This is a genomic window from Saltatorellus ferox (genome assembly GCA_007751475.1).
Taxonomy (GTDB): Bacteria; Planctomycetota; UBA1135; order UBA1135.
This window is the reverse complement of the sequence record CP036434.1, coordinates 787,853-809,874: the sequence shown is the minus strand read 5'-3', so window position 1 is coordinate 809,874 and position 22,022 is coordinate 787,853. Positions and strand designations below refer to the sequence as shown.

Below are 22,022 nucleotides of genomic sequence, written 5' to 3'. Positions count from 1 at the left end.
TGCCCCGGTATGCTGAAAAACGGCACCCGCCGCGGATTCTCGGGATTCGACCGTTGCGGCCTGCCTACCGTGGACCTTCCAGGGAGACCTCACCCAGGAGCCTGTCGCCCATGACACCCGAGACCGCCACGCCTCCGCCCGACGACGACCCCTTTCTGCTGCAGTCCACCGACGACGTGTTGGCCCGGTGCCTGCGCGCGCCACTGGATCAGCAGGCGGCGCGGCTCGATGAGGCCTGCCGCGCCCACCCCGAGCGCGAAACGGAGCTCCGCGAGCAGTTCGCCATTCTCAGGGGTCTCGGCCTCGCCGACCTCGCAGCGGAAGAGGGCCCATCCAGCGCCTCGCGCCGCGGATCGAATCCCTGGCCCGACGGTAGAAAGCGCTTCGGCGACTTCGAACTCGGCGAGGTCATCGCCGAGGGCGGCATGGGCATCGTCTATCGAGCGCGCCAGGTCAGCCTCGATCGCGATGTCGCCCTCAAGCTGATTCGACCTGAACTCATGCACTTTCCGTCGACGCGCAAGCGCTTCGCGAGAGAAGCCGAGGCCGTCGCTCGGCTGCACCATCCGGGCATCGTGCCGATCCACGCCTTCGGCGAGGAGGAGGGCGTCCCCTACATCGCGATGGAGTTCGTCGAAGGTCTGACCCTCGACGAGCTGATCCGCCGCTCCGACGGGAAGCCGCCGGCGCGGCAACAGGCGCTCGACCTCGGCATCCAGGTCGCGTCCGCGCTTCACCATGCCCACGCCCGCGGCATCATCCATCGGGACGTGAAGCCGTCGAACATCCTGGTCGACGGCCACGGCCGCGCGTGCCTGATCGACTTCGGCCTGCACGGCCTGGACGTGGACCTGGACGAGTCGGAAGCCAGCGCCACCGAGCGGCTCACGCACGAGGGGTCCGCGCCCGGCACGCTGCTCTACATGGCGCCGGAGCAGCTCGAGACCGGCGCGCACGATGCGCGCTCCGAGGTCTACTCACTCGGCGCGACCCTGTTCGAACTCATGACGCTGCGGCCGCCCTTCCGCGGCGAGAATCGCTCGGCCACCGAGCAGCTCATCCGGCGCGGCCAGCTCGCTTCGATGCGCAGGCTCAATCCTTCGGTCACGCGCGACCTGGAGGCCGTGATCAGCAAGGCAATGGCGACGGATCCGACGCGCCGCTACGTCGACTGCGCGGCGTTCGCGAGCGACCTGCGGAGCGCCATGGAGCGGCGGCCCGTTGCCGCCCGTCCAGACGGAGCGCTCTACCGACTGCGCTGCTGGGCGCGGCGCCAGCCCGCGCTCGCGACCGTTTCCGCTGCGGCCGCGCTGCTCGCCGTCGGCGCGCCGGCGACGATCATTCTCCAGCAGCGCCAGCACACAGGCGACATGACGCGAGCGCTCGAGGAAGAGCGCGCCGCTCGCCTTGCGGCCGAGGACCTGTCGGACTTCGTGATCGACATCCTCGAGTCCGCGGACCCGAACCTGGCCAAGCCGACGCCCGCGGTCGAGCAGATCCTCGCGCGCAGCGTCGAGGGGTTGAACGAGCGCCTCGTCGCATATCCGGAGCGGCGCGCGGAGGTCCAGCGCGTGCTCGGGCGGATCCACGGCTCGCTCGGGCTGTACGAGCGGGGCGTCCAGATGCTGTCGGAATCCGTCGCTGCGCTCGAGGATCAACTTGCGGCGGCCGAGAACTCCGCGGAGCCTCTGAAACGTCGGAGAGCCGTCCTCGCTCGACTCGTGGAATCGCGAAGTGCTTACGCGCGGATTCTCGAACTGAAGGGCGACACCATCGCGGCGTACGGCGAGCGTGAGAAGCTGGCGGCCGAGATGGCGGCCCAGTGGCCCGCTGATCACTGGCGCACGCTGCATGCGCGAGCAAACTGGCTGCACCTGGCGAGCGGCTTGCCCGATTCCGCGTTCGAGAACGCGCCGCGCCCGACCACCCAGGAGGTCCATGATGCGCTACGCGCCGCCGCGCACGCGCTCGACGCCAGCGACGAAGCCCGTCCTGACCTCGTCGCCGCGACCCAGGGCTGGCTCGGTACGCTGCTGATCCAGGAGTTCCAGCCGCTGCCTGCGTCCGAACGCGGGCCGCTGCTCGCCGAGGCCCGCACGGCGATGGAGAAGAGCCTCGCCGCGTTCGAGGCGTCGGGCAGCGCGGGCTCCCTCGACGAGGCCACCGGCCGCAACGCCTACGGGCTGATCCTGAAGTACCAGGGTGACCTCGAAGGCTGCGAGGAGCAGTATCGCCGCGCGTACGCGATCTTCGAAGAGCGCCTGGGGCCGAAGAACCCCAGCCTCGGCGCCGCGAGCCTGAACATGGCGGGCCTGCTGGAAGCGCGGGGTAAGGCGGACGAGGCGATCACGATGCTGAAGCAGGCGAACGAGATCTTCCGCGCCGTCTACGAACCGGACCACCCCTACTGCGTGCACGCGATCGGCAACCTGGCGGGCACGCGCTATCGGGCGGGAGATCACGAGGGCCTGATCGAGCTCTACGACGAGGTCATCGCCCGGCAGATCGCGCTCTTCCCGGAGTCCCACCCGTTCCCTCCAGCGAGTTTCGAACACCGCGGCATGCTCAAGCTGGCCAAAGGGGACCGGGATGGGGCCAAGACGGATCTCCAGGAAGCGCTGCGTCGCTTCCGCCTCCAGCCTGGCGTGACGGAGGAGTTCGGACCGATCGTGCGACTTCGCGCGGCGATCGAGTCGCTGTAGCCATCGGCCACGCCGGGGTAGGACGGTACTGCTGGTTCGGCACCGCCGGGTTGGGTGGCGGCACTGAACCCGGGCGCTGACTATCTCTTCGAGGAGTGGTCCACCAGGGTCGCGCCGTCGTACCGGAAAAGCTGGCCGAATCGGCCTCCGAACCACACGCCGCCGGCTGCGTCCTCGACCACGAAGTGGATGTGCTCGAACGTGCGCCCCTCGAACTGGAAGGGCGCGATGGTGACCTCCCCTTCCGAGTCGCGGTTCAGAAGGCATAGCTCGCCTCGATCGCTACCGAGCCAGAGGACACCCTGGCGATCCTCGAAGAGGCAGATGATGTTGTCACTGCTGAGCCCGTCCTCCTCGCCGTAGTGCATGAACGAGTCGCCGTCGAATCGGTTGAGCCCACCGGGAAGGTTCCCGAGCATCCCGAGCCACAGGGTTCCGTCGCGGTCGAAGAGCGACGAGAAGACCATGTCGTCACTGAGCCCGGACTCTTTCTGGTAGTGGGTGAACTCACGACCGTCGAAACGGCTGACACCACCGTGGCTCATCGAAGTCAGCCATACGTTCTGATCCCTGTCCTCCGAAATGCTCTGGATGGCGTTGCGGTGGTCGCCATCGGGGTAAATCGCCCCTCGCTCCTGCAGGTAGCTCACGAACGCGTATTCGCCCGGTCCGACAGGCTGCGACGGATCGAATCGGTGGACCCCGTTGCCCCAGGTGCCCAACCATATCTGTCCGCGCGTGTCGCAGTGTAGGCAGAGTACCAGGTGGGCGTTGAGGCCTTCGCCCCAGAGGTCCTCGTTGCCATCCCAGGGGATCGACACCGGCGTGAACCGCGTGCCGTCGTAGTGACAGAGGCCGCGCTCCATGCCGAACCACAGGTGGCCCGCCTGATCCTCGACGACCGTCGATACGTAGCTCCCCGGCAGGCCGTCACTCTCCGTGAACTGCGTGAACTCTCCTTCTGCATACCGGAAAACACCCTCATGATTGGTGGGGAACCACAGGCTCCCGTCCGAGTGCAAGAGGCCGCTGCGGACGCAGTCGCTCCGCGAGTAGACCTTCGGGGTGAGTCGCGGCGCGACGGCCGACGTCTCGGGTCCAGTGTCGGGTCGCACGCCGCTACAGCCAACGAAGAGACAGGCGAACGCCGCCAGTTGGCGGATAGGTGGACACAGGAGGGTCGAGCGAGTCATGGTCAAAAAGTGGTAGGGCGCGTCGCCATTCCAAGTGGCTGCTTTATCGGGTCTTCAGCAGAATCTGTGGGCCAGAAGCGCTTCAGCCATGATGAAACCGCGGGGCGCCGGGACGAGAGTCGAATCCCCGGGTCTCGTCCACTCCTTGACTCCTGCCAATGCAACCAAAGAAGCGGAGGAGGCGGGAGGGTCGAGGGGGCGCGGCGCCCCTGTGAGGGATGGAGGGTTGGAAGTCCGCGAGCTTGGGCCTGGCCTCCGCCTTGGGAGACGTAGTCAAGAAGTCGAGTCGCGGAGGCGAAGAGTGGGAGTCGCGAAACCGGCCCGCGACGGGTCGCCCCGGGGGCACCCCGGAGGCACCCCGGAGGCACCCCGGAGGCACCCCGGAGGCGCGAACTACGCCTGAAGAGCCCCGGTGACACGCGGGAGGTCGTGGATCGTGAGCAGCCCCTTGCCCCCACCCTTCGTCCAGCCGACTCGCAGGAGCCAGCTCTGCGCCTCCACGCTCACGCAATCGACCTTGGACGCCCCCCGCCGTTCCACAAAGCCGCCAAACGACATCGCGCTCGAACAAGGATCCAGAATCCCCAACCCGAGCCCGTGGTGCACATCGTTCCTCAGCACGTACTTCAAAACGTTCCGCATCTGCGTCGGCGACGTGATCACCTCCAGATGGAAGCGCTCTGCAAACACGCTCCCTCGCCTCACCCGCCCCCAAAGCCGGTTCAGCCTCATCCCCAACCCGGTATTCAAACTCGCCATCCCCTTCGAAAGGTCACCGGAGTTCTCCGCCTCCACGATCAAGTGCACGTGGTTGCTCATCACCGAGAACTCCACGATCCGAACCAGCTCGCCCTGATTCACGCGCGCAATCGCCGCCCTCAGCACCGCCATCTCTTCTTTCTTCCGAAGGGACCGAAACCCCCTCTTCAGCTTGATGGTGACATGCGCCACACCGCCCTTCATCTCTTCCCGACTCCCATGGGCCACCCGAGAATCCTTCGTCCTCTTCGGCCCACGACGCTTCTTAGGCACCGCAAAACCAAACACGGCCTGCAAAACAACCGCCCTCCCCATGCGCGCTTTCGCCATGCAAAATCATAGCCAAAACGATCCAATCCATCAACCCCAAATACCCTCCAAACTACACTTTGAAGCCCAAACTCGGCACTCTAGCCAAATTCCCCATCCGCCCTGAAACAGTATACTCGGCAGACCTTTCCCACCGGCCGACTCGCACTCCGCGCCCCCGAACCTCTCACTCTTGCCTCCCCGTCACAAGGCGTGGGCCAGGGCCAAGCTCGCCTCCTCCCACCTATCCATCCCTCCCAAGGCCGCCGCGCCTCCCCACCTCCCGCTCCTCCCGCTTCCTTGGCTGTCTTGGTAGCAGCCCTGCAGCCCTGCAAACTGCCGCCAGACTTCAAGACAGTCACGATCACTGAGTCGCTTCCGACCCACAGATTTTGGCGGTACTGAACCCGACCCAAAGCCGCCACGTTTCCCTTCGAAGGGGGGTACCTTCCCAACGGAAACGTGGCGGATCTGGGTCGGGTTCGGTACCGCCGGGTTGGCTGCTGCCTTTGCCTGGCTCGCGCACTCACTTCCGCAGTTCCGTCGTCGCCGCGTCCAGACCCGCCAGGGTCAAGGGCATCATCCGACCCTTCAGCATTCGGAAGAGGAGCTGGATCGACTGCGTGTAGCGCCAGTGCTCCTCCGGCACCGGGTTGATCCACGCGGCCCTCTCGTAGCGGGTCAGGATCTTCTGCATCCAGACCGCGCCCGCGACTTCGTTCCAGTGCTCGACGCTGCCGCCCGGTTCCGTGATCTCGTAGGGCGACATGCTCGCATCCCCCACGAAGATCACCCGGTAGTCGGGGCCGTAGGTTCGGATCAGCTCGTCCGTCGGGAGCATGCCGGATCGCGTGATCCCGTTGCCCCGCCAGACCCGCTCGTAGACGCAGTTGTGGAAGTAGAAGACCTCCAGCTGGCTGAACTCCGAGCGGGCGGCGGAGAAGAGCTGCTGGACCAGATCGACGTGATCGTCCATCGAGCCGCCCACGTCGAGCAAGAGGAGGAGCTTGATCCGGTTCTTGCGTTCGGGCCTCTGGGCAATCTCCAGGAAGCCCGCGTTGCGCGCCGTTCGAGCGATCGTGCCATCGAGGTCGAGTTCGTCCTGGGCCCCCTCGCGCGTGAAGCGGCGCAGGCGGCGGAGAGCGAGCTTCATCTGGCGCGTTCCGATCTCGACGCCGTCGTCGAAGTCCCGGAAGGAACGCTTGTCCCAGACCTTGGCCGCGCGGCGGTGACGGGAGCCTGCCTGGCCGATCCGAACGCCGCTCGGGTGGTAGCCGTCCGCGCCGTAGGGCGAGGTCCCGCGCGTCCCGATCCACTTGGAACCGCCCTCGTGCCGACCCTCCTGCTCGCGCAGTCGCTCGGCCAGCGTCTTCATGAGCTCCTCGAAGCCGCCCATCTCCTCGATCAGGCGCTTCTCCTCCTCGGTGAAGTGCTTGCCGCCAGCGGAGCGGAGCCACTCCTCGTCGATCTCGGCGAGCGGGTCTTTCAGGGCCTGCGCGCGCTCGATCCACGCCGAGAAGACACGGTCGAAGCGGTCGATATGACGCTCGTCCGAGCAGAGGCTGGCGCGCGCCAGGTAGTAGAACTTGTCGAGGTCGTACTCCGCGACGCCGGCCTCCACGGCGCGGATGAACGCGAAGTACTCCTGGAGCGTGACGCGTACGCCGTACTCGCGAAGACCGTAGAAGAGTTCCAGGAACACGGGCGAACTACCTGCGCCAGCCGCGTGAACCGACCCACTGGGCCAGTCGATCCATGTCCTGCTCGTTCTTCACGAGCGAACCGATGAACGGCGGGACCGCGTTCGCCTGGGCCTTCTCCTCCAGGTCGCCGGGCTTCACGTGCTCGATCACGAGAAGACGGATCCAGTCGAGGAGCTCCGAGGTCGAGGGCCGCTTCTTGAGGTTCGGCACGGACCGGATCCCGAAGAAGAGCCCGAGCGCCTCGTTCAGGACCTCCTTGTGCAGGTCCGGGTAGTGCGCCTTGACGATGGACGCCATGGTCGCGCCATCGGGGAACTGGATGTAGTGGAAGAAGCAGCGCCGCAGGAACGCGTCCGGAAGCTCCTTCTCGTTGTTCGAGGTGATGATGATCACCGGGCGCTTCGTCGCCCGGATCGTCTGCTTCGTCTCGTAGACGAAGAACTCCATCCGATCGAGTTCCTGCAGAAGGTCGTTCGGGAACTCGATGTCCGCCTTGTCGATCTCGTCGATCAAGAGCACCGCGCCGCCCTCGGTCTCGAAGGCCTCCCAGAGCTTGCCCTTCACGATGTAGTTGCCGATGTCGTGGACGGACTCGGAGCCGAGCTGGGAGTCGCGGAGGCGCGCCACCGCGTCGTACTCGTAGAGACCCGCCTGCGCCTTCGTGGTCGACTTCACGTGCCAGGTGATGAGCGGCAGCCCCAGGGACGCCGCGACCTCCTCGGCCAGGACGGTCTTCCCTGTGCCGGGCTCGCCCTTGACGAGGAGCGGCCGCTCCAGCGCGACGGCAGCGTTCACGGCGACGGCCAGGTCGTCCCCGGCGATGTAGCGCTCGGTGCTCTCGAATCGTGGTCCCTGCATGGGAAAGATTTTCGCCTCTGGCGCCTCCCAGCGCGACCTTCAGGGACCCAGATCGAAACAGGTCGGCGCCGCGCCAGGCAAAGCTCCGCTTCCACTCCCGGATCGGTGCCGATCGCGCCGACTACTCTTCCGGGAGCGCCTTGTGCGGGCGGTCCCACGTGTGCGGGTGCGGTGCAAGCGCCCAACGACCCCCCAATAGCCCCCCCATGGCCCCGAAAGCTTCCCCACGGGACGCGGTGAAACTCCGTGTCCTGGCCAGCGCATATGCGTGCGAACCCGGCCTCGGCTCCGAGCCGGGTATCGGCTGGAACTGGGCGCGTCAGATCGCGCTGCATCACGAGCTCACGCTGATCACGCGCGAGAACAACGTCGCGGCGATTCGCAAGCGCGCGACCGCCGAGGACCTCCGCATCGAGGTCATCGGCCACGACCTCAGCGACGCGATGCTGCGCTGGAAGAAGGGCGCGCGCCGCGCGATGCCCTACTACTACCTCTGGCAGAAGAGCCTCGGACACCTCTGCGAGTCCCTCGGCGCGAAGGACCGCTTCGACGTCGCCCACCACCTGACCTTCGCATCGGGCTGGATTCCCTCGGGCCTCGCCGAAGCCGGCCTGCCCTTCGTGTTCGGCCCCGTCGGCCAGCATCCAAAGATCCCGGCGGGCTTCCAGGCCCACCGCGAGCTCCTCGGCCGCACCCGCGAGGCCCTGCGCGACGGCGTGCGACGCCTCGTCCCCACGGTGGACCGCAGCGTGGAGTCCACCTGGGAGGAAGCGGACGTGATCCTCAGCCTCGGCCGCGCCTTCGGCGATCGCCTGCCCCCACACCTCCGCGAACGCACGCGACCGATGCTGGCCTGCGGCATCGACGGCAGCCAGGTCAGGGAGCCCGTCCCGCGCGCCCCCGAAGACCCCATGCGCGTGCTCTTCTGCGGCCGCCTCGTGGAGCTGAAGGGCGTTCACCTCGCGCTCGAGGCCTTCGCTCTCGCGGCACGGGAAGCCCACATGACGCTGGAGATCGTCGGCGAAGGTCCAGAGCGCCCCCGCCTCGAAGCCTCCATTCGAAGGCTCGGTCTCGAGGACCGCGTCACGCTGCGCGGGCACCTCACCCACGAGGAGTCCTTCGAAGCGATGCGCGCCGCCCACGTCTTCCTGTTCCCCTCGTTCGAAGGCGCGGGCATGGTCGTTCCGGAAGCCATGTCCGCAGGCGCCGCCGTCCTGTGCCTCGACTACGGCGGCCCCGGCGAGATGTGCGCGCACGGACGCGGCCTCGCGATCCCGCTCGAGAGCTCGATGCGCGAAACGGCGTCGGAGCTGTCGTTCCAGCTGCGCCGCCTCCACGGGGACGATTCCCTCCGACTCTCCGTCGCCGAGATCGGCCAGGAGTGGTCCCGCCGGAGCGCCACCTGGGCCTCCAAGGGCGCGGCCCTCGGCGACATCTATCGCACGGCCATCCAGAACCGGAAAGCCCGCGGACGACAGCGAGCCGCCTGATGGGACTCATCGCCAGACTCCACGCGCGCCTCATCCCTCAGGTGAGCACCGACGGCGAGCCGCTCGACCGTCTGCTGAACGACTGGGACGCTCTCGGCGTGCTCCTGCGCGTCAGCATGGGCGTCCTTCGCGGCCTGCCCGTGCGCCTCGGCGCGCGCCATAGCAAGGGGCTCCTGCTCGTCGGCAAGGGCGTCACGGTGACGGGTGCCCAGCATCTGACCCTGGGCCGCGGCGTCAAGATCGAAGACCACGCCGAGATCCAGTGCCGCTCCCACCGCGGGGTCGTCCTCGGCGACGGCGTCACCATCGGGCGCAACGTCTCCATCCGGCCATCGTCCTACTACGGGCACGAGGCCGGTGAAGGGCTGACGATCGGCGCTGGCTCCTGCGTCGGCGCTCTGTCCTGGATCGGCGCCTCGGGTCACGTGACCATCGGCGTCGACGTGATGCTCGGGCCGCGGGTCACGATCCTCCCTGAGAACCACGTCTTCGAGCGCCTCGACGTGCCCATCAAGGCCCAGGGCGTGCTCCGCAGGCGCGTCGTGATCGAGGACGACTGCTGGATCGGCGCGGGCGCGACGATCCTGTCGGGCGTGCGCATCGGGCGAGGCTCGATCGTGGCCGCAGGCGCCGTGGTGGCGCGCAGCGTGCCGCCTCGCACCGTGGTGGGCGGCATCCCTGCTCGCGTTCTGAAGTACCGAAGCCAGACGGAAGGTGAACAGCGCCTCCTCGCCGCCCTGAAGGGTCAAGACCCGGGACTCGCCGCATGAGCACGATTCTCTTCACCCATCCGTCGGCCGAACTCTACGGCGCCGATCGAACGCTTCTGCAGGTGGTCGAGGCCATCGCGGAACGCAACGCCTCGCCGCAGGCTGAGGGCCCGCGCGCTCCCTCGCGCGTGGTGGTCGCGCTCCCCCGGCGCGGCGTGCTCGCCGATCGACTGGAGGCCCTCGGCGCGATCGTCGAGGTCGGGGAGCTGGGCGCCGCGCTGCGCGCCGACCTCGCCCCCGGGCGCTTCGGCAAGTTCCTGCACAAGGCCAGGCGCGGCGCGCGCTTCGTCGAGTCGCTCGTCGAGCGCCACGGCGTCGACATCGTGCACACGAACACGACCGTCCTGATCGGCGCCGCCTACGGCGCGCACCGGTCCAGCGCACACCACGTCTGGCACGTTCACGAGATCCTCGACAATCCTTCTTGGGCGCGGCTCGGCATGCGCTCGCTCATCAAGCGCTGGTCGGACGTCGCCATCGCGAACTCCAGGGCCACGGCGGCTGCGATGCTCGACCCCCGCATCGAGCGCGCGAAGACGATCTACAACGGCGTCGCGCGCGATCGCGGGGACGATGAGCTTGGTGACCGCGCAAAGGTCCGACGGGGCCTCGGCGTGGGCGCAGGCGACGCGCTCGCGGTGCTACCGGGCCGCATCAATTCGTGGAAGGGCCAGCGCCTCGCGCTCGATGCTGCGGAGCGCCTCGGTGACGCCTGCCCGCGGATCGTGATCGCTGGCAGCCCGCCGCCGGGCCAGGAGCACTTCGCCATCCGCCTCGACGCCGAGATCCGCGAACGCGGCCTGGCCGAGCGAGTGATGCGCATCCCGTTCACCGAGGATCTGCCCTCGCTGCTCGCGGCAGCGGACGTCTGCCTCGTCCCCTCGACGCGACCGGAACCCTTCGGTCTCGTGGCGATCGAGGCCATGGCCGTCGGAACCCCGGTGATCGCGGCAGATCACGGCGGGCTCCAGGAGATCGTCGAACACGGCGTGACGGGCGCCCTCTTCGCACCGGGCTCGGCCGACGCCCTCGCGGGCGCCATGCGGGATGTCCTCGGCGATCCCGGGCGTCTCGCTTCGATGGGCCCGGCGGCGCGCGAGCGCCAGCGCTCGATGTTCACCCACGAGCGCTACGCCGAGGAGATGCTCGGCGTGTACGAGTCGCTGATGGCGCCGTGGGCGGTGCAAAGGGCCGCGTGATGTCGAAGCAGTCCTGGCTCGTCCTGATCGCCGTGGCCGCTGCGGTGCGGCTGATGCTCGCGTGGTTCATCACGGATTTCGTGCTCGTGGACGACGCCTATATCACGCTGCGCTACGCGCGGAACGCGGCCGATTCAGGGGCGCTCGTCTACAACCACGGCGAGGCCGTCTTCGGCGTGACCTCGCCGCTGTGGGGCTTCGTGACCTGGGGGCTCATGGCGATCGCCGGAACCGCGCACATCGCGACCGTGGTGATCGGTCTGGGGGTCTTGCTCTGGTCGCTGGCGGCCGCGCGGCTCGTGGACCTCGTGCCCGATCGGGCGCGCGGGCTGACGCTCGCTGTCTTCCTGTGCGCACCGGTGTTCGTCGACAATCAGATGCTGGGGATGGAGACGCCGCTCTTCGTGTGGCTCGCCGTGGAAGCGATGGCGGCCGCGCTCTCGGGCGCGATGCGCCGGGCGGCGTTCTGGACCGGCCTCTTGGTCGTGGCGCGGCCCGAGGGCGTCCTGTTCGCGCCCGCGCTGCTCTTCGCTGCCTCGGCCTCCGAAGGGCGCGGACTCACCGCCTCGGTCCGAGAGCTCACGAGGCCGGTACCCACCGCGTTGCTCCTGACTCCCGGACTTCTCTGGATCGGCTTCGCGCTCTCCCGCTACGGCACCGTTCTACCCCAGTCCATGGTCGCCAAGAGCGGCTGGAACTCCGAGCACTACGACTCGCTCGGCACCGCGCTGCACCTCTGGCTCAGCCTCGCCCGCCTCACCTTCGTGCCGTTCGTCGACTACCTGCCCGCGCTGCTCGGGCACGCGGTCACCGCCGCCCTCGTGGCGTCGACCGTCTGGATCACGCGCGCGAATCTCCGGCGCGGGACGGCGTTCTCACGCGCGTGGCTCATCGTGTACGGGGTCTACATGGCGTTCTACCTGGCGGGCAAGGGCGCGACCGAGGCGTCGTGGTACGCGGTCCCGTCGTCGGTAGCGCTGCTGCTCGCTGCGGGCCCCGCATTGCCTGAACGCGTCGACACGGCGAGGCGCGGGCTCGCCAGCGCGGTCGCCGCCGCGCTGATGCTGCTCTCGATCGCCCTCGTCCAGAAACGCGCGCCGCTCCTGCAGTCCTATGTCGACGGCTATGGCGCCTGCGCGAGCGCGCTGGAAGCGCTCGATCGTCCGCACTCCGAGCGCGTCCTGATCGGCGAGATCGGCGTCTTCGGCTTCCAGACGGAACACCTCGTGATCGACGTGGGCGCGCTCGTTTCGCCCGAGGTCCTGCCGATCAAGAACGCCCGCAGGTCGCTCCTGGCCATGGCGCGTGAGACCGACGCGAGCTGGCTCGTGATCTCTGACATCGCGCTGGAGAGGAACTTCTACCCGTCGGTCGGCGTGGTCTGGGAAAACGCGGCCGAGCGCGAGTGGCTGGAGTCGAGCCCGGTCCTCGCCCATGAACGGGACAAGCGCCTGATCTGGCTCGGCGAAAGCGAGCGCGACCCGAACGATCGGCCTCCGTTGCCCGATCGCTAGCGCTTCGCCTCGAGGAGCTTCACCGCGATGTCGTCCGACTCGAGCTCGCGGGCAACGAAGTACGGCATGTCCGTGGCGAGCAGGGTGAGGCCGGCATCGACCAGGGCCTGGTACTCGGACGCGTCGCCGTCGGCGGCGTACACATCGTCGAGGCGCTTGCCCGGCCGCCCGAGCGTTCCGAAGCCGCTCTCGATGCCGCGCGCTCCCAGCTCGGCGTAGACGCTGGGATCCGGATCGCGGGTGCCCAGCCAGGCCACGACGTGGGTGAAGTCAACGCCCTCGGCGGCGAGCATCGCCTGGTGCTCGGCGCTCTTGACGCCGGCGGTCATCATCAGGTCGGGCGCGAGCCGCGCGACCTCGATCGCTTCTTGATCGTTGTAGGTGATCATCAGCACATGGTTCTCTGCGCCCGCGGCACGCACGGCGGAGAGGATGCGTCGGAAGCTCGTCGTCTCCTTGCGATCGAGTTCGAGGAGCGCGCCGCTGCGCTTCGCCCACGCCAGCACGTCGGCGAGGCGAGGCGCGTGGAAGCCAGTCGGCTCGCCCTCTTCATCGCGTAGGTCGAGCTCGCGGACGACGGCCCAGTCGGTGTCGGCGACGCCGCCGTCGTACCCGCCGGTGCGGCGGAGGGAGCGGTCGTGCATCAGGTAGAGCTCGCCGTCTTGGCTCTCGGCGACGTCGATTTCGAAGACGCGGATCCCCTGTTCGAGACCGTACTCCAGCGTCTCGAGAGCGTTCTCCGGATAGCCGGGGAGAGGCCCGCCGCGATGGGCCGCGATCAGCACGCCGCCGGCTTCCCGGATGCGATCCATGACCCCGGGCAGGGGCGGAATGGTCCGGGCAGCGGAGATGGAGGGATCCACCCCGCTACCGCTGTCGGTCCCTGGCCCCGGGTCCGCCACCCGGCCGCAGGCAAGCACCAGCCCGCTGCAAGCAAGAACCAGCCCGCTGCAGGCAAGAACCAGCCCGCTGCAGGCAGCCATCGGCCCCAGGGCCATCATCCAGGTCCGCTTCCTCATCGCGCCGTTTCTCCACTACATCGGGGCGAGGAACTGCGGATCCACGGAACCGCGTGAACCGTTCTTCGCCTTCAGGGGCAAAAGACTAGCGCATCGCTCAGGTTGATGGTCGGGCCGTCCCGGAAGATCGTCTGCACGTAGATGGGCACGTCGAGCATCGCCATCTGCGCGAAGTTCCCTGCGTTCGGATCGAGGCTCCAGACGGGGGTCCCCAGGTCACGGGTAGGTGCGAGGCTGACACGAACGCTCGTCCCGACCCCGATGCAACGGATGCCGTGGCCGATCGGGATCACACCCGGGTCTGGCCCTGCGAAGGCAAACGCGAAGCCATTCGCCGGAAACCCGGTTCCGCGCAAGAGCACGGGGCCCTCGGGGTCCTGGCCGATCAGTGCCATGGAGAGTCGCGCGGGGCCGGCGCCGTTGAAGAGCGGCTGACCCTCGCAGTGCAGGGAGGCACCGCGGGGGTCGATGAAGTGGAGATCATCGACGTAGGACCCGGCCTCGTTGAAGTTCCAGTCGTCGAGCGTGTCGTGAACGAAGCGAATCCGGACCGTGCCCCACGAGCGGTCCAGCGCCAGGTCGTACTCGACCCAGTTGCGAAGACCGAGATCGGTGGCGGAGAGACATTCCTGGAAGAGGATCTGCTCCGTTCCGGCATCCAGAACCTGGACCGAGAACGCGTCCCACTGGCAGAAGGTCTCGTGGTCGTAGGCGTACCAGAAGTGAAGCCGTGGGGTTCCGAGGGATTCGGCGAGGTCGATCTCGGGCGATCGGGCGCTCCCTGCCCATTCGCCCCATTCGAGCCCCAACTCGTTGTGGTTGAAGTTGAGCGACGTCGGCTCCGAGTGGAAAGGCGCGAACGCCGGGCTCGCCGGAAGCGCATCCACGTTCCACTCCGGGCTGAACGTCTGATTCCCCCAGGGGTGGGACTGCTCGAAGGTCCAGCCGTCGGCAGAGGAAAAATCCGTTTCGTAGAGCGTGGACTGTGCAACGGCCAAATCCGACATACCCGGGATGGAGGCGAAGACGACGCCGGTGACGGCGAGGCGCACGAGCGAGGGAGAGACGACGGGTTTCATGGGGTTCTCCTGTAGTGAGGGAAGGCGAGCGGGGATCGGAGAGTGAGACCCCGAAACCCCGGATCCGTCTCGCGAGAATCCGACTTTCCGCTCGGCCAGGCGCGCGCCGTGTCGACGGGCAGGCCGCCGATTTGCGTTCCAGGACTCCCCCCCCTAGGGTGCTCGGTGAACCCCTTCCCGGAGTCCATGGCGGTCTGGCGCTGTCCAGGCTCCGCAGCCCTGCTCCTCCTGGAGATTCCGTGAGCGAAACGCCCGCTTCCCTTCCTTCCTCCACATCGGCTGGCACGGGCCGCGTCGATGGCTCCGTGATCGCCGGCGGGCAACTGCGCGTGGCCGCCCTCCTGGTCGCCCTCGCACCCTTTGCGTGGCTGGTCACGAGGTTCAACTTCCTCACGGACGACGGCTACATCACGTTCCGCTATTCGCGAAACTTCGCCGACGGTCACGGTCTCGTCTACAACCTCGTCGACGGAGCCCCCCTCGACCAGCCCGTGGAGGGCTACAGCGAGTTTCTGTGGGCCGTGCTCCTGCGCCTCGGGATGGACCTGGGCGTGGATCCCGAGCTTTTCAGTCGAGTCCTCTCGATCACCGCGGGCGCCTTGCTGGTGTTCCTGACCGTCACGCTTGCGGCGCGCTGGCTCGGCGATCGGCCCGTCGCGCTGCTCGGCACTTCGCTGTTCCTCGGGACCGCGCCGCCGCTCGGCGTCTGGTCCACCGGCGGCATGGCCACGATGCCCGCGGCGTTCCTCGGCGTCGCGACGCTCTACCTGATCGATCGAATCTCCCGCAGGAGCGGCGCGAGCGGCTTTCTCGCGCCGGGAATCGGGCTCGGGATCACCGCGGGCCTCCTCGCCCTGATGCGCGCGGACGCGGCGCTCATGGTCGCGTTCCTCCTGGGCCCGGCGTTCCTCGGGGGTCTCGTCCGACGCGATGATCGCGTCTGGAAGTCAGCGCTCCTTGCAATCGCGATCTCCGTCGCGATCTTCGGCGTCCACGTCGCCTGGCGCCACAGCGTCTACGGGGACTGGCTTCCGAACACGGCACGCGCCAAGCTCGGTTTCTCGAGTCAGGCGGCGGGACGCGGGCTCGACTACGTCGTGTCGAACGTTCTCTCCATGCCAGGGCTCGGCATCGCGCTCGCTACCGGGCTGCTGGGTGCCGTGTTCGGCGCTCGCCGCGTCGGGGCTCCTGTCGCCCTCGCGCTGGTCGCCGTGATCGTGGGCGTGCCCGCCTACTCGATCGCTGCGGGCGGAGACTTCATGGCCTTCTCGCGCTTCCTGGTCCCGGCGATTCCCTTCGCGGCGCTCGGCTTCGGCCTCTTCCTCGGGAGCCTAGAAAAGCGCTCGAAGACTGCCGCGGCGCTCCTGGTCCTCGGAACCGTCGGCACCAGCGTGTCGGCCGCCTTCGGCATCCAGGTCGTCTCCGAGGAAACGCGCGCGAAGTTCGAGTTCCGCCACAACCAGACGCAGGGACGCGTGGAGCGCGCGGATTCGGAGCTGGCGCAGTGGGAGAACATGAAGAACCGCGCCGAGGAGTGGGCGCTGGCGGGCCGGTCGCTCGCCGAGTACACGAAGCCCGAGGAATCGCTCGTCGCCGGCGCCGTCGGCGCCATCGGCTACTACTCGAACCTCTTCATCTACGACCGCAACGGCCTCGTCACCCGGGAGGTGGCTTTGCGCCCGGCGCCCGATGAACTCCGCTCCCCGGGCCACGACAAGGTCGTCCCGCGCAGCTTCTTTCACAAGTATCGGCCGACCTACATCAACGCGGGCGTCTGCAAGGAAGAGGACTTCCCGCCCGCACGGGGCGCAATCAAGCTGGGCCCGACGACGAAGCCAGGCGTCATCGCGTGGATCGTGCGCGGCGCGCAGCATTGAAGGGGCGAAAGCAAGATCGCGTGCTCCAACTTCATTCCAGGGGCCGAACCTCGATCGCGAGGGGCTCCGCCCAGCGCGTCTCTCCCGGCGTGTAGTAGAGGTACGCGCGCGACGCTGGGCCCGTGGTCCTGCCCGGGATCGTGGCCACGAGGTCGAGGTGAACTTCCTGGACGGCGTTCGGTGCCAGGTCGCGCCAGTAGAGGATCACCTCGCGGCCGCGCCGCTCCCACAGGTCGAAGCGGCCCGCGGCCGCGAGATCATCGAGCACCTTCGTCGCGCACTCCAGGCTCGCGGGCAGGCCCACGATCGCCATGGTCATCGGCTGGCCCGCGGCCGTCAGGTTGGTGAGGGCGATGTCGAGACCGACCGTGTCGCCCTCGGTGCACAGCGTTCGGTCCAGGGTGACCGCCAGGCCGACAGCAGCGTTCGGCGCGTCGGCGGGCTGCTCGGCGAAGTAGCGGAGGTCCGCCGCCCACGGGAAGCGGTTGCCGTTCGTGAGTTCCAGACGGAGGCGGTTCGCGCCCGGGGCCAGGTGCCTAGTCAGCACCGGGACCGAGATCGCCTCCATGGCTCCGTCACCGAAGGCGATGCGCTCCACCTCGGCGTCATTCACGTACACGATGACCTCGCCGGCGCGGGCGGAGGTGCGATTCAGTCGCGCGTACTTCGTGATCGCACGCAGCGCCATGATCGTCGCCTGGGTCGAGCCGAAGCGGCCGCCTGCCTGGCGGCGGGTCAACAGGAACTGCATCGCGCGCTCCGCCGAGGCGAGATCGTCAGGATCGTCCAGCCACGCCATCACCGCGAACGCCGTCGTCTCGACCACGAGGTCGTCGCCACCGGAGCGCGTGATGCTCGAGGTCGTCCCGGCGAGGTGCCCATCGTCTGCCTGCATCGTCTTCAGGCGCTCGCGCCCCGCGTCAGCTGCGGCCGCGCGCCCCGCTTCGCCGAGCGCACAGGCGGCGGCCGCCACCTCGTAGGGATCTTCCGATTCGGCAGCACGCGCGGCCTGTCGGTCGAGTTCGACCGCCAGATCGGCGGCAGGCACGCCGCTGACCGCCAGCGCGTACGTGCAGTACGCATTCGTGATCGGGGCTGGCGCCCGGCCGAAGCGATCCAGCGACTTAGGATCGAGCTCGAACCCGCCCTTGCCGTCACGCCGCCCGAGCAGCCATTCCGAGGTGCGCGCCACCATCTCCGGGTTCACGGCGAAGACCTCGGCCATGTCGGTGAACTGCAGTAGACCGTAGGCCGAGAGCACCTCGTGCCCCGGATCGTCGCCGAACCACTCGAAGCCGAGGTTCGAGCACTCGTAGCCCGTGAGCAGGTCGTAGCCCTGATCCAGGACCGAGCGACCCTTCGCGCGAACGGCCGGCGCCGACGCCCCGATCGCGTCGAGATAACTCAGCGCCAGCACGTTCGGGTAGTTCGTGGAGGACGCCTGCTCGAAGCAGCCGTGCGGGATCTGAAGCATCCCGTCGGCCCCGTCCAGGAGATCCGCGATCGGCGACGGGTAGAGCTTCAGCTCGAAGCGGAGCGAGCCTTCGACCGGCGCGTCAGGCACCGCGATCACGAACTCGGTGCTACCCGACGCCTGACCGGGGGCACCGACCTGACCGCTCTCCGAGATCCGCTGCGGGAAGCCCCGCGGCACCACGCGTAGCTCGCGCACCACGCGGTCGCTGAAGCCCGCGAAGTCAACGCCCAGTCCGATCCGCGCGCGCTCGCCTCCCGTGGCTGCCTCGGCGACGATCGGCACCAGGAAGCGGGCCTCGCCGTTCACCAGCTCGACCGACGTCGGGAGAGCGCCGCTGGCGCGCAGGGGACCGTGGATCGCGGAGCCGATGGCGGCCATGACTGAATCCTCTTTCGCCCCCGATCCCTCCACGGTGACCGCGACAGGGATCTGCACCTCATCGCCCTGGGTGAGTTCGATGGGGAGTCGCGCTTCCACGCGAACCGGCGGCACGGAGACGAAGCTCGAGGCACCCTGGCCCACTCGACCTTGGCCGTGCGCATCCGCGAAGATCTGCCAGGTGGTCGCTCGATCCGATACGTCGAACTCGACCCGCGCATGGCCGTCCGTGGACGTCCTGAGAAAAGCGTTCCAGTACACGGTTTCCGTGAAGTCGGTCCGCATGTCGCCGGAGGCCGCGCTATGGGAGTAGACGCGCACCCTGCGAAGGCCCCGTGGGTCCGGCGCGACCTCGCGGTCAGCGCCGTAGCCCATCCCGCGAAGTGCCTCCAGCATCTCATCCGAAATGGACGGCACCACGGGCGCCTCCATGGATGCCTCTACCCCCACGGCCTCGAACCTGGACCAGGGCATGAGCGCGTCGTTCGCAACGCCGGCGATGAAGAACGCCATCACGGTCGCAACGAGACCCGTCACCGGTCCCAGAGGGATGCGAAGACGGGCGCCGAGGCCCTTGAGCACGAGGTAGAGAACCAGCCAGAGCGAGGTCAGCGCCAGCAAGAGGATCTCGACCAAAGAGATGGCACTGGCCGTATCTCGGGCCTGCCTCTTGCGTCTCGATGCGGCTCGAAGCACCTCGCGCTGGGCCTCACGGTCCTTCACCACTCCCCACTCGACGTCCACCGCGTCCGCGTAGCCCTCGCGGGCCATCAGTCGCTTCCCCGCGTCTCCGAACTTCGCGATGCATGCCTCCCTGTCGACCCAGGCGAAGCGTCGCCATCCACGCGTACCCAGGAGCAGGTCCACGCGCCTGCCGTGCTCCTCCTCGTCCACGTCGCCCGAGCGAAGCAGCTCACCTCGCTCCTCCAGTGCCGGCCCATCCCATTCGAGATCGCCGAAGAGACCGGCACGATCGGCGAGTCCGATCCGCGCGACGCCCGCTTCTTCCCGAACGGCGCGGTCCGTGACCGTGAGCCCGATCAGGGCCGCGACGGGCCGGCCCTGCTCGTCCGTTGCGAACACGTCGAGGACCTCGTGCTCGCCCGGCAGCGTGCGGCTCGACGACGGGCTCAGGCGGACCTCGATGCGTTCGGCGCTCTCGCGATGGACCAGCCGCTCGGCGAGCGGCTGCAGGTCACCGTCGAACAGGGTCAGCCGCAGAACGCCGCCCACCTTCGCAGCGGGCAGCAGTTCGACCCGCGTCATGGCGGGCCCGCGTCCTTCGGCGCGCGCGACGAGCTGGCCGCGGCAGAAGAGGCCGGCGGTCCAGTCGTCGCCGGGCACCGCGCCTTTCCACTCGACGTCAGCCACGATCGCCTGGCCCGGTTCGAACGTGTCGTTCGTGACGCGCACCACCGCGCCGTGCTCGACGGCGGCGGGCAGGGGGATCGAGAGCGGTGAATCCGGGACCTCGAACTCCATGAAGTAGGATTCGCCGGGTTCGGGCGTCAGCTCGAAGCGCCCACGCCCGAGGTGCTCGGTCCGAAAGTTCGCCACGCGTACGCCTCTGGAGTTGACCACGCGGCCCGCTGCCGATGTCGGGCGACCGGCCGCGTCGTGGACGTCGAAGTAGACGCGCCCGAGAACTCCGGCGACGAGCGCGCCACTCTCCGGGTACACGTTCGCTGCGATGTCGTTCACCGGGATGACGAACGGCTCGACCACCGTTTCGACGACGCCGCCGACGCGCACCCGCGCCACGAAACGCCCCTCGCCGCGCAGCACCTCGTCCGGCAGGTCGAAGGTGAACGCCGCCTCCCCGCGCTCGTCCAGCAGGGTCTCCTCGCCCCAGACGCGCTCGCCGTCCACGAGCACCGTCGCCTTGATCTCGGCACCTGCGACCGCGCCGCCGGCGATCTTCTCGATGGCCACCAGGGCGCTTCCCTGCTCCGATGGAGCGAAGGTCCGACGCGAGAGCGTGACCTTCTTGGAGAGCTGCGGCGGCTCGAAGCGACGCACCTCGAACGCCAGTCGTTCGTAGGCGAAGGAGCCGTCGCCGCTCAGGAGCTGGAGGTGATAGCGGCCGCCTGCGGCGTTCTCCGGCACGATCCAGCCGCCGGCCACCACGCCGTCCTCCGCGCTTCTCGACCAGGAGAGGAGGGCGGCGCCCTTCGGGTCCGTCACCTGGACCCGGAAGGTCCCGTCCATCGGCTCCTGGGTGAGTCGATCCAGCAGCACCGCTCGCAGGTACGCCGTCTCGCCAGGCCGATAGAGCGGCTTGTCCGTGGAGAGGTGCACGAGCGGCGGCACCGCGGCGCCACCGAGCGACATCTCGATCGGTTGCTGCGAGGCATCCGAGCGATCCTGGCGACGCGCCAGCGCTTCGAAGCGACGTAGGGGCTCGAGGGTTGCGGGCAGATTCGCGAAAACGGGCCCTGTCCCGCTGACGACGTCCTCGGCGAGCACGCGCCCGCTCTCGTCGAAGGCCTTCCACGTGAACTCAGTCGGTACGTCGTCGCTTCCCAGGTTGGAAGACGTCAGCTGAAGGGAGCGCTCGATGCCAGCGGGCGCGCTCGGCAGTCCCTCCACTCGCACCTGGTACTGTCGATCCGCCAGTCGCTCGTAGCGTGCGTTCGCGTACGCCCACCAGGCCCAGGGAAGCGCCGCGATCAGCATCGCGGCGACCGCGGCGGCGCGCACGATGGGCCACGCTCTCTTCCAGCTCAGCCAGGGCGCACGCGGTTCGTCCTCGGGCGCCCCGAAGTCCAGCGGGCCCACGGATTCGTCATGGGCCGCCGCCGCGAGCAGGTCCTGGGTCTCGCGCGCCGCTTCCAAACGCGCCCGCAGCTCGGCGCTCTCCTCCAGCGCGGCCTCGATTCGCTCGGGGCTCTCGTGGCAGTCGAACAGGTACTCGAGCAGCTCCTGATCCGTGAAGTGCTGATCGCTCATGGCTGACCTCCTTGCGCGTGACTCACGCGATCCGGCGACCCGAGGGGCGCGAACGCCTGCAGGCTCTGGCGCAACTCCGCCAGCGCGAGGCGCATCCGGGTCTTCGCCGTCCCCACGGGGATGTCGAGCGCTGTGGCCACCTCCTGGAACGCGAGGCCGCCGGAGACGCGCAGGAGAAACACTTCCTTCTGTCGCTCCGGTAGCGCGTGGATGGCAGCCTGGGCTGCGCCCTGCTCCTCGCGCGCCGCCACGACCGCCTCGGGCCGAGCCCTCTTCGACGTCAAGCTCACCTCATCCACCTCGTCCAGCTCCAAAGAAACGCGGCGACGCCGCACCTTGCGGCGCACGGTCCGCGCCTGATTCATGGTCAGGACGAAGATCCAACCCACCGGAGACGCGGCGCGGGTGCCCGCTCGCTCCGCGCACCAGGCCGCCAAAAAGGCGTCCTGGAGCACCTCCTCCACGTCCGCACGCGGCCCCAGAATGCCGCGAACGGCGCCGGCGAGGCCGGTCCGATGGGCTTCGAAGAGCGCTTCGAGATCGATGGGAGGGGTAGGAGGCGAGGCCAATGGATCAGTCCTGTGGAGCTGGAGACGCTCGTCCGGCTACCGGGATCTCAAAATCGGGAGAAACGAAGCGGCGCACCATGGCGGCACCGAACCTGGCGGTACCGAAACCGACCCAAAGCCGCCACGTTTCCGGGCGGTACCGAACCCGACCCAAAGCCGCCACGTTTCCGTGGTGGT

Annotated in this window: 14 protein-coding genes; 6 read left to right on the top strand and 8 right to left on the bottom strand. The window is 68.4% G+C overall.

Annotated elements, in window-relative coordinates; translation table 11 throughout:
- Nucleotides 1-110 precede the first annotated feature (110 nt).
- Complete coding sequence (locus tag Poly30_RS03025) at nt 111-2,702, top strand: serine/threonine-protein kinase (RefSeq protein WP_145194545.1); 2,592 nt, start codon at nt 111-113, stop codon at nt 2,700-2,702.
- An 80-nt stretch (nt 2,703-2,782) separates the two neighbouring features.
- On the opposite strand, the gene Poly30_RS03020 is transcribed toward Poly30_RS03025, so the two are convergent.
- The 4 genes from Poly30_RS03020 to Poly30_RS03005 form a co-directional block, all read right to left on the bottom strand.
- On the bottom strand, nt 2,783-3,895 hold the full coding sequence (locus Poly30_RS03020; RefSeq protein WP_145194544.1) for a ligand-binding sensor domain-containing protein: 1,113 nt from the start codon (nt 3,893-3,895) through the stop codon (nt 2,783-2,785).
- Between the two features lie 393 nt (nt 3,896-4,288).
- The gene (locus Poly30_RS03015; RefSeq protein WP_419190894.1) at nt 4,289-4,846 is read right to left on the bottom strand and encodes a transposase; all 558 of its coding nucleotides are present in this window, start codon (nt 4,844-4,846) and stop codon (nt 4,289-4,291) included.
- Between the two features lie 643 nt (nt 4,847-5,489).
- Nucleotides 5,490-6,665 (bottom strand): vWA domain-containing protein, encoded by a 1,176-nt coding sequence (locus Poly30_RS03010; protein WP_145194542.1) that lies wholly within the window; start codon nt 6,663-6,665, stop codon nt 5,490-5,492.
- Between the two features lie 7 nt (nt 6,666-6,672).
- Nucleotides 6,673-7,524 carry an AAA family ATPase gene (locus Poly30_RS03005; RefSeq protein WP_145194541.1) on the bottom strand — a complete coding sequence of 284 codons (852 nt, stop codon included), beginning with the start codon at nt 7,522-7,524 and terminating at the stop codon, nt 6,673-6,675.
- 206 nt (nt 7,525-7,730) lie between these two features.
- On the opposite strand from Poly30_RS03005, the gene Poly30_RS03000 reads away from it, so the two are divergent.
- The 4 genes from Poly30_RS03000 to Poly30_RS02985 are packed head-to-tail and all read left to right on the top strand — an operon-like array spanning nt 7,731 to nt 12,497.
- Entirely contained in the window at nt 7,731-9,014 is a 1,284-nt protein-coding gene (locus Poly30_RS03000; RefSeq protein WP_145194540.1) for a glycosyltransferase, read from the top strand.
- Nucleotides 9,014-9,784, top strand: coding sequence for an acyltransferase (locus Poly30_RS02995; protein WP_145194539.1), 771 nt, complete (start codon nt 9,014-9,016; stop codon nt 9,782-9,784). Before Poly30_RS03000 ends, Poly30_RS02995 begins: the two co-directional genes overlap by 1 nt.
- Nucleotides 9,781-10,983, top strand: a complete 1,203-nt coding sequence (locus tag Poly30_RS02990; RefSeq protein ID WP_145194538.1) for a glycosyltransferase family 4 protein — start codon at nt 9,781-9,783, stop codon at nt 10,981-10,983. Before Poly30_RS02995 ends, Poly30_RS02990 begins: the two co-directional genes overlap by 4 nt.
- Nucleotides 10,959-12,497 (top strand): hypothetical protein, encoded by a 1,539-nt coding sequence (locus tag Poly30_RS02985; protein ID WP_145194537.1) that lies wholly within the window; start codon nt 10,959-10,961, stop codon nt 12,495-12,497. The genes Poly30_RS02990 and Poly30_RS02985 overlap by 25 nt, the downstream gene beginning before the upstream one ends.
- Here the strand turns inward: Poly30_RS02985 and Poly30_RS02980 are convergent.
- Both Poly30_RS02980 and Poly30_RS02970 read right to left on the bottom strand, forming a co-directional pair.
- Entirely contained in the window at nt 12,494-13,516 is a 1,023-nt protein-coding gene (locus tag Poly30_RS02980) for a glycerophosphodiester phosphodiesterase family protein (protein WP_419190893.1), read from the bottom strand. The genes Poly30_RS02985 and Poly30_RS02980 overlap by 4 nt on opposite strands.
- A 71-nt stretch (nt 13,517-13,587) precedes the next feature.
- The gene (locus Poly30_RS02970) at nt 13,588-14,595 is read right to left on the bottom strand and encodes a hypothetical protein (protein ID WP_145194536.1); all 1,008 of its coding nucleotides are present in this window, start codon (nt 14,593-14,595) and stop codon (nt 13,588-13,590) included.
- Between the two features lie 239 nt (nt 14,596-14,834).
- Between Poly30_RS02970 and Poly30_RS02965 the strand changes: the two genes are divergently transcribed.
- Nucleotides 14,835-16,472, top strand: a complete 1,638-nt coding sequence (locus Poly30_RS02965; RefSeq protein WP_145194535.1) for a hypothetical protein — start codon at nt 14,835-14,837, stop codon at nt 16,470-16,472.
- A 31-nt stretch (nt 16,473-16,503) separates the two neighbouring features.
- Here the strand turns inward: Poly30_RS02965 and Poly30_RS02960 are convergent, their stop codons facing one another.
- Together Poly30_RS02960 and Poly30_RS02955 are read right to left on the bottom strand one after the other, a co-directional pair.
- A complete protein-coding gene (locus Poly30_RS02960) occupies nt 16,504-21,276 on the bottom strand; it encodes an MG2 domain-containing protein (protein ID WP_145194534.1) in 4,773 nt (1,590 codons plus the stop codon).
- Nucleotides 21,273-21,845, bottom strand: a complete 573-nt coding sequence (locus tag Poly30_RS02955) for an RNA polymerase sigma factor (protein WP_145194533.1) — start codon at nt 21,843-21,845, stop codon at nt 21,273-21,275. The genes Poly30_RS02960 and Poly30_RS02955 overlap by 4 nt, the downstream gene beginning before the upstream one ends.
- Nucleotides 21,846-22,022: the final 177 nt, after the last annotated feature.

Bases quoted from the DNA above. Each gene is read 5' to 3' on its own strand.
- Poly30_RS03005 (WP_145194541.1), bottom strand. From the start codon at position 7,524: ATGCAGGGACCACGATTCGAGAGCACCGAGCGCTACATCGCCGGGGAC.
- Poly30_RS03000 (WP_145194540.1), top strand. From the start codon at position 7,731: ATGGCCCCGAAAGCTTCCCCACGGGACGCGGTGAAACTCCGTGTCCTG.
- Poly30_RS02995 (WP_145194539.1), top strand. From the start codon at position 9,014: ATGGGACTCATCGCCAGACTCCACGCGCGCCTCATCCCTCAGGTGAGC.
- Poly30_RS02990 (WP_145194538.1), top strand. From the start codon at position 9,781: ATGAGCACGATTCTCTTCACCCATCCGTCGGCCGAACTCTACGGCGCC.
- Poly30_RS02980 (WP_419190893.1), bottom strand. From the start codon at position 13,516: ATGAGGAAGCGGACCTGGATGATGGCCCTGGGGCCGATGGCTGCCTGC.
- Poly30_RS02970 (WP_145194536.1), bottom strand. From the start codon at position 14,595: ATGAAACCCGTCGTCTCTCCCTCGCTCGTGCGCCTCGCCGTCACCGGC.
- Poly30_RS02960 (WP_145194534.1), bottom strand. From the start codon at position 21,276: ATGAGCGATCAGCACTTCACGGATCAGGAGCTGCTCGAGTACCTGTTC.
- Poly30_RS03020 (WP_145194544.1), bottom strand. From the start codon at position 3,895: ATGACTCGCTCGACCCTCCTGTGTCCACCTATCCGCCAACTGGCGGCG.
- Poly30_RS03025 (WP_145194545.1), top strand. From the start codon at position 111: ATGACACCCGAGACCGCCACGCCTCCGCCCGACGACGACCCCTTTCTG.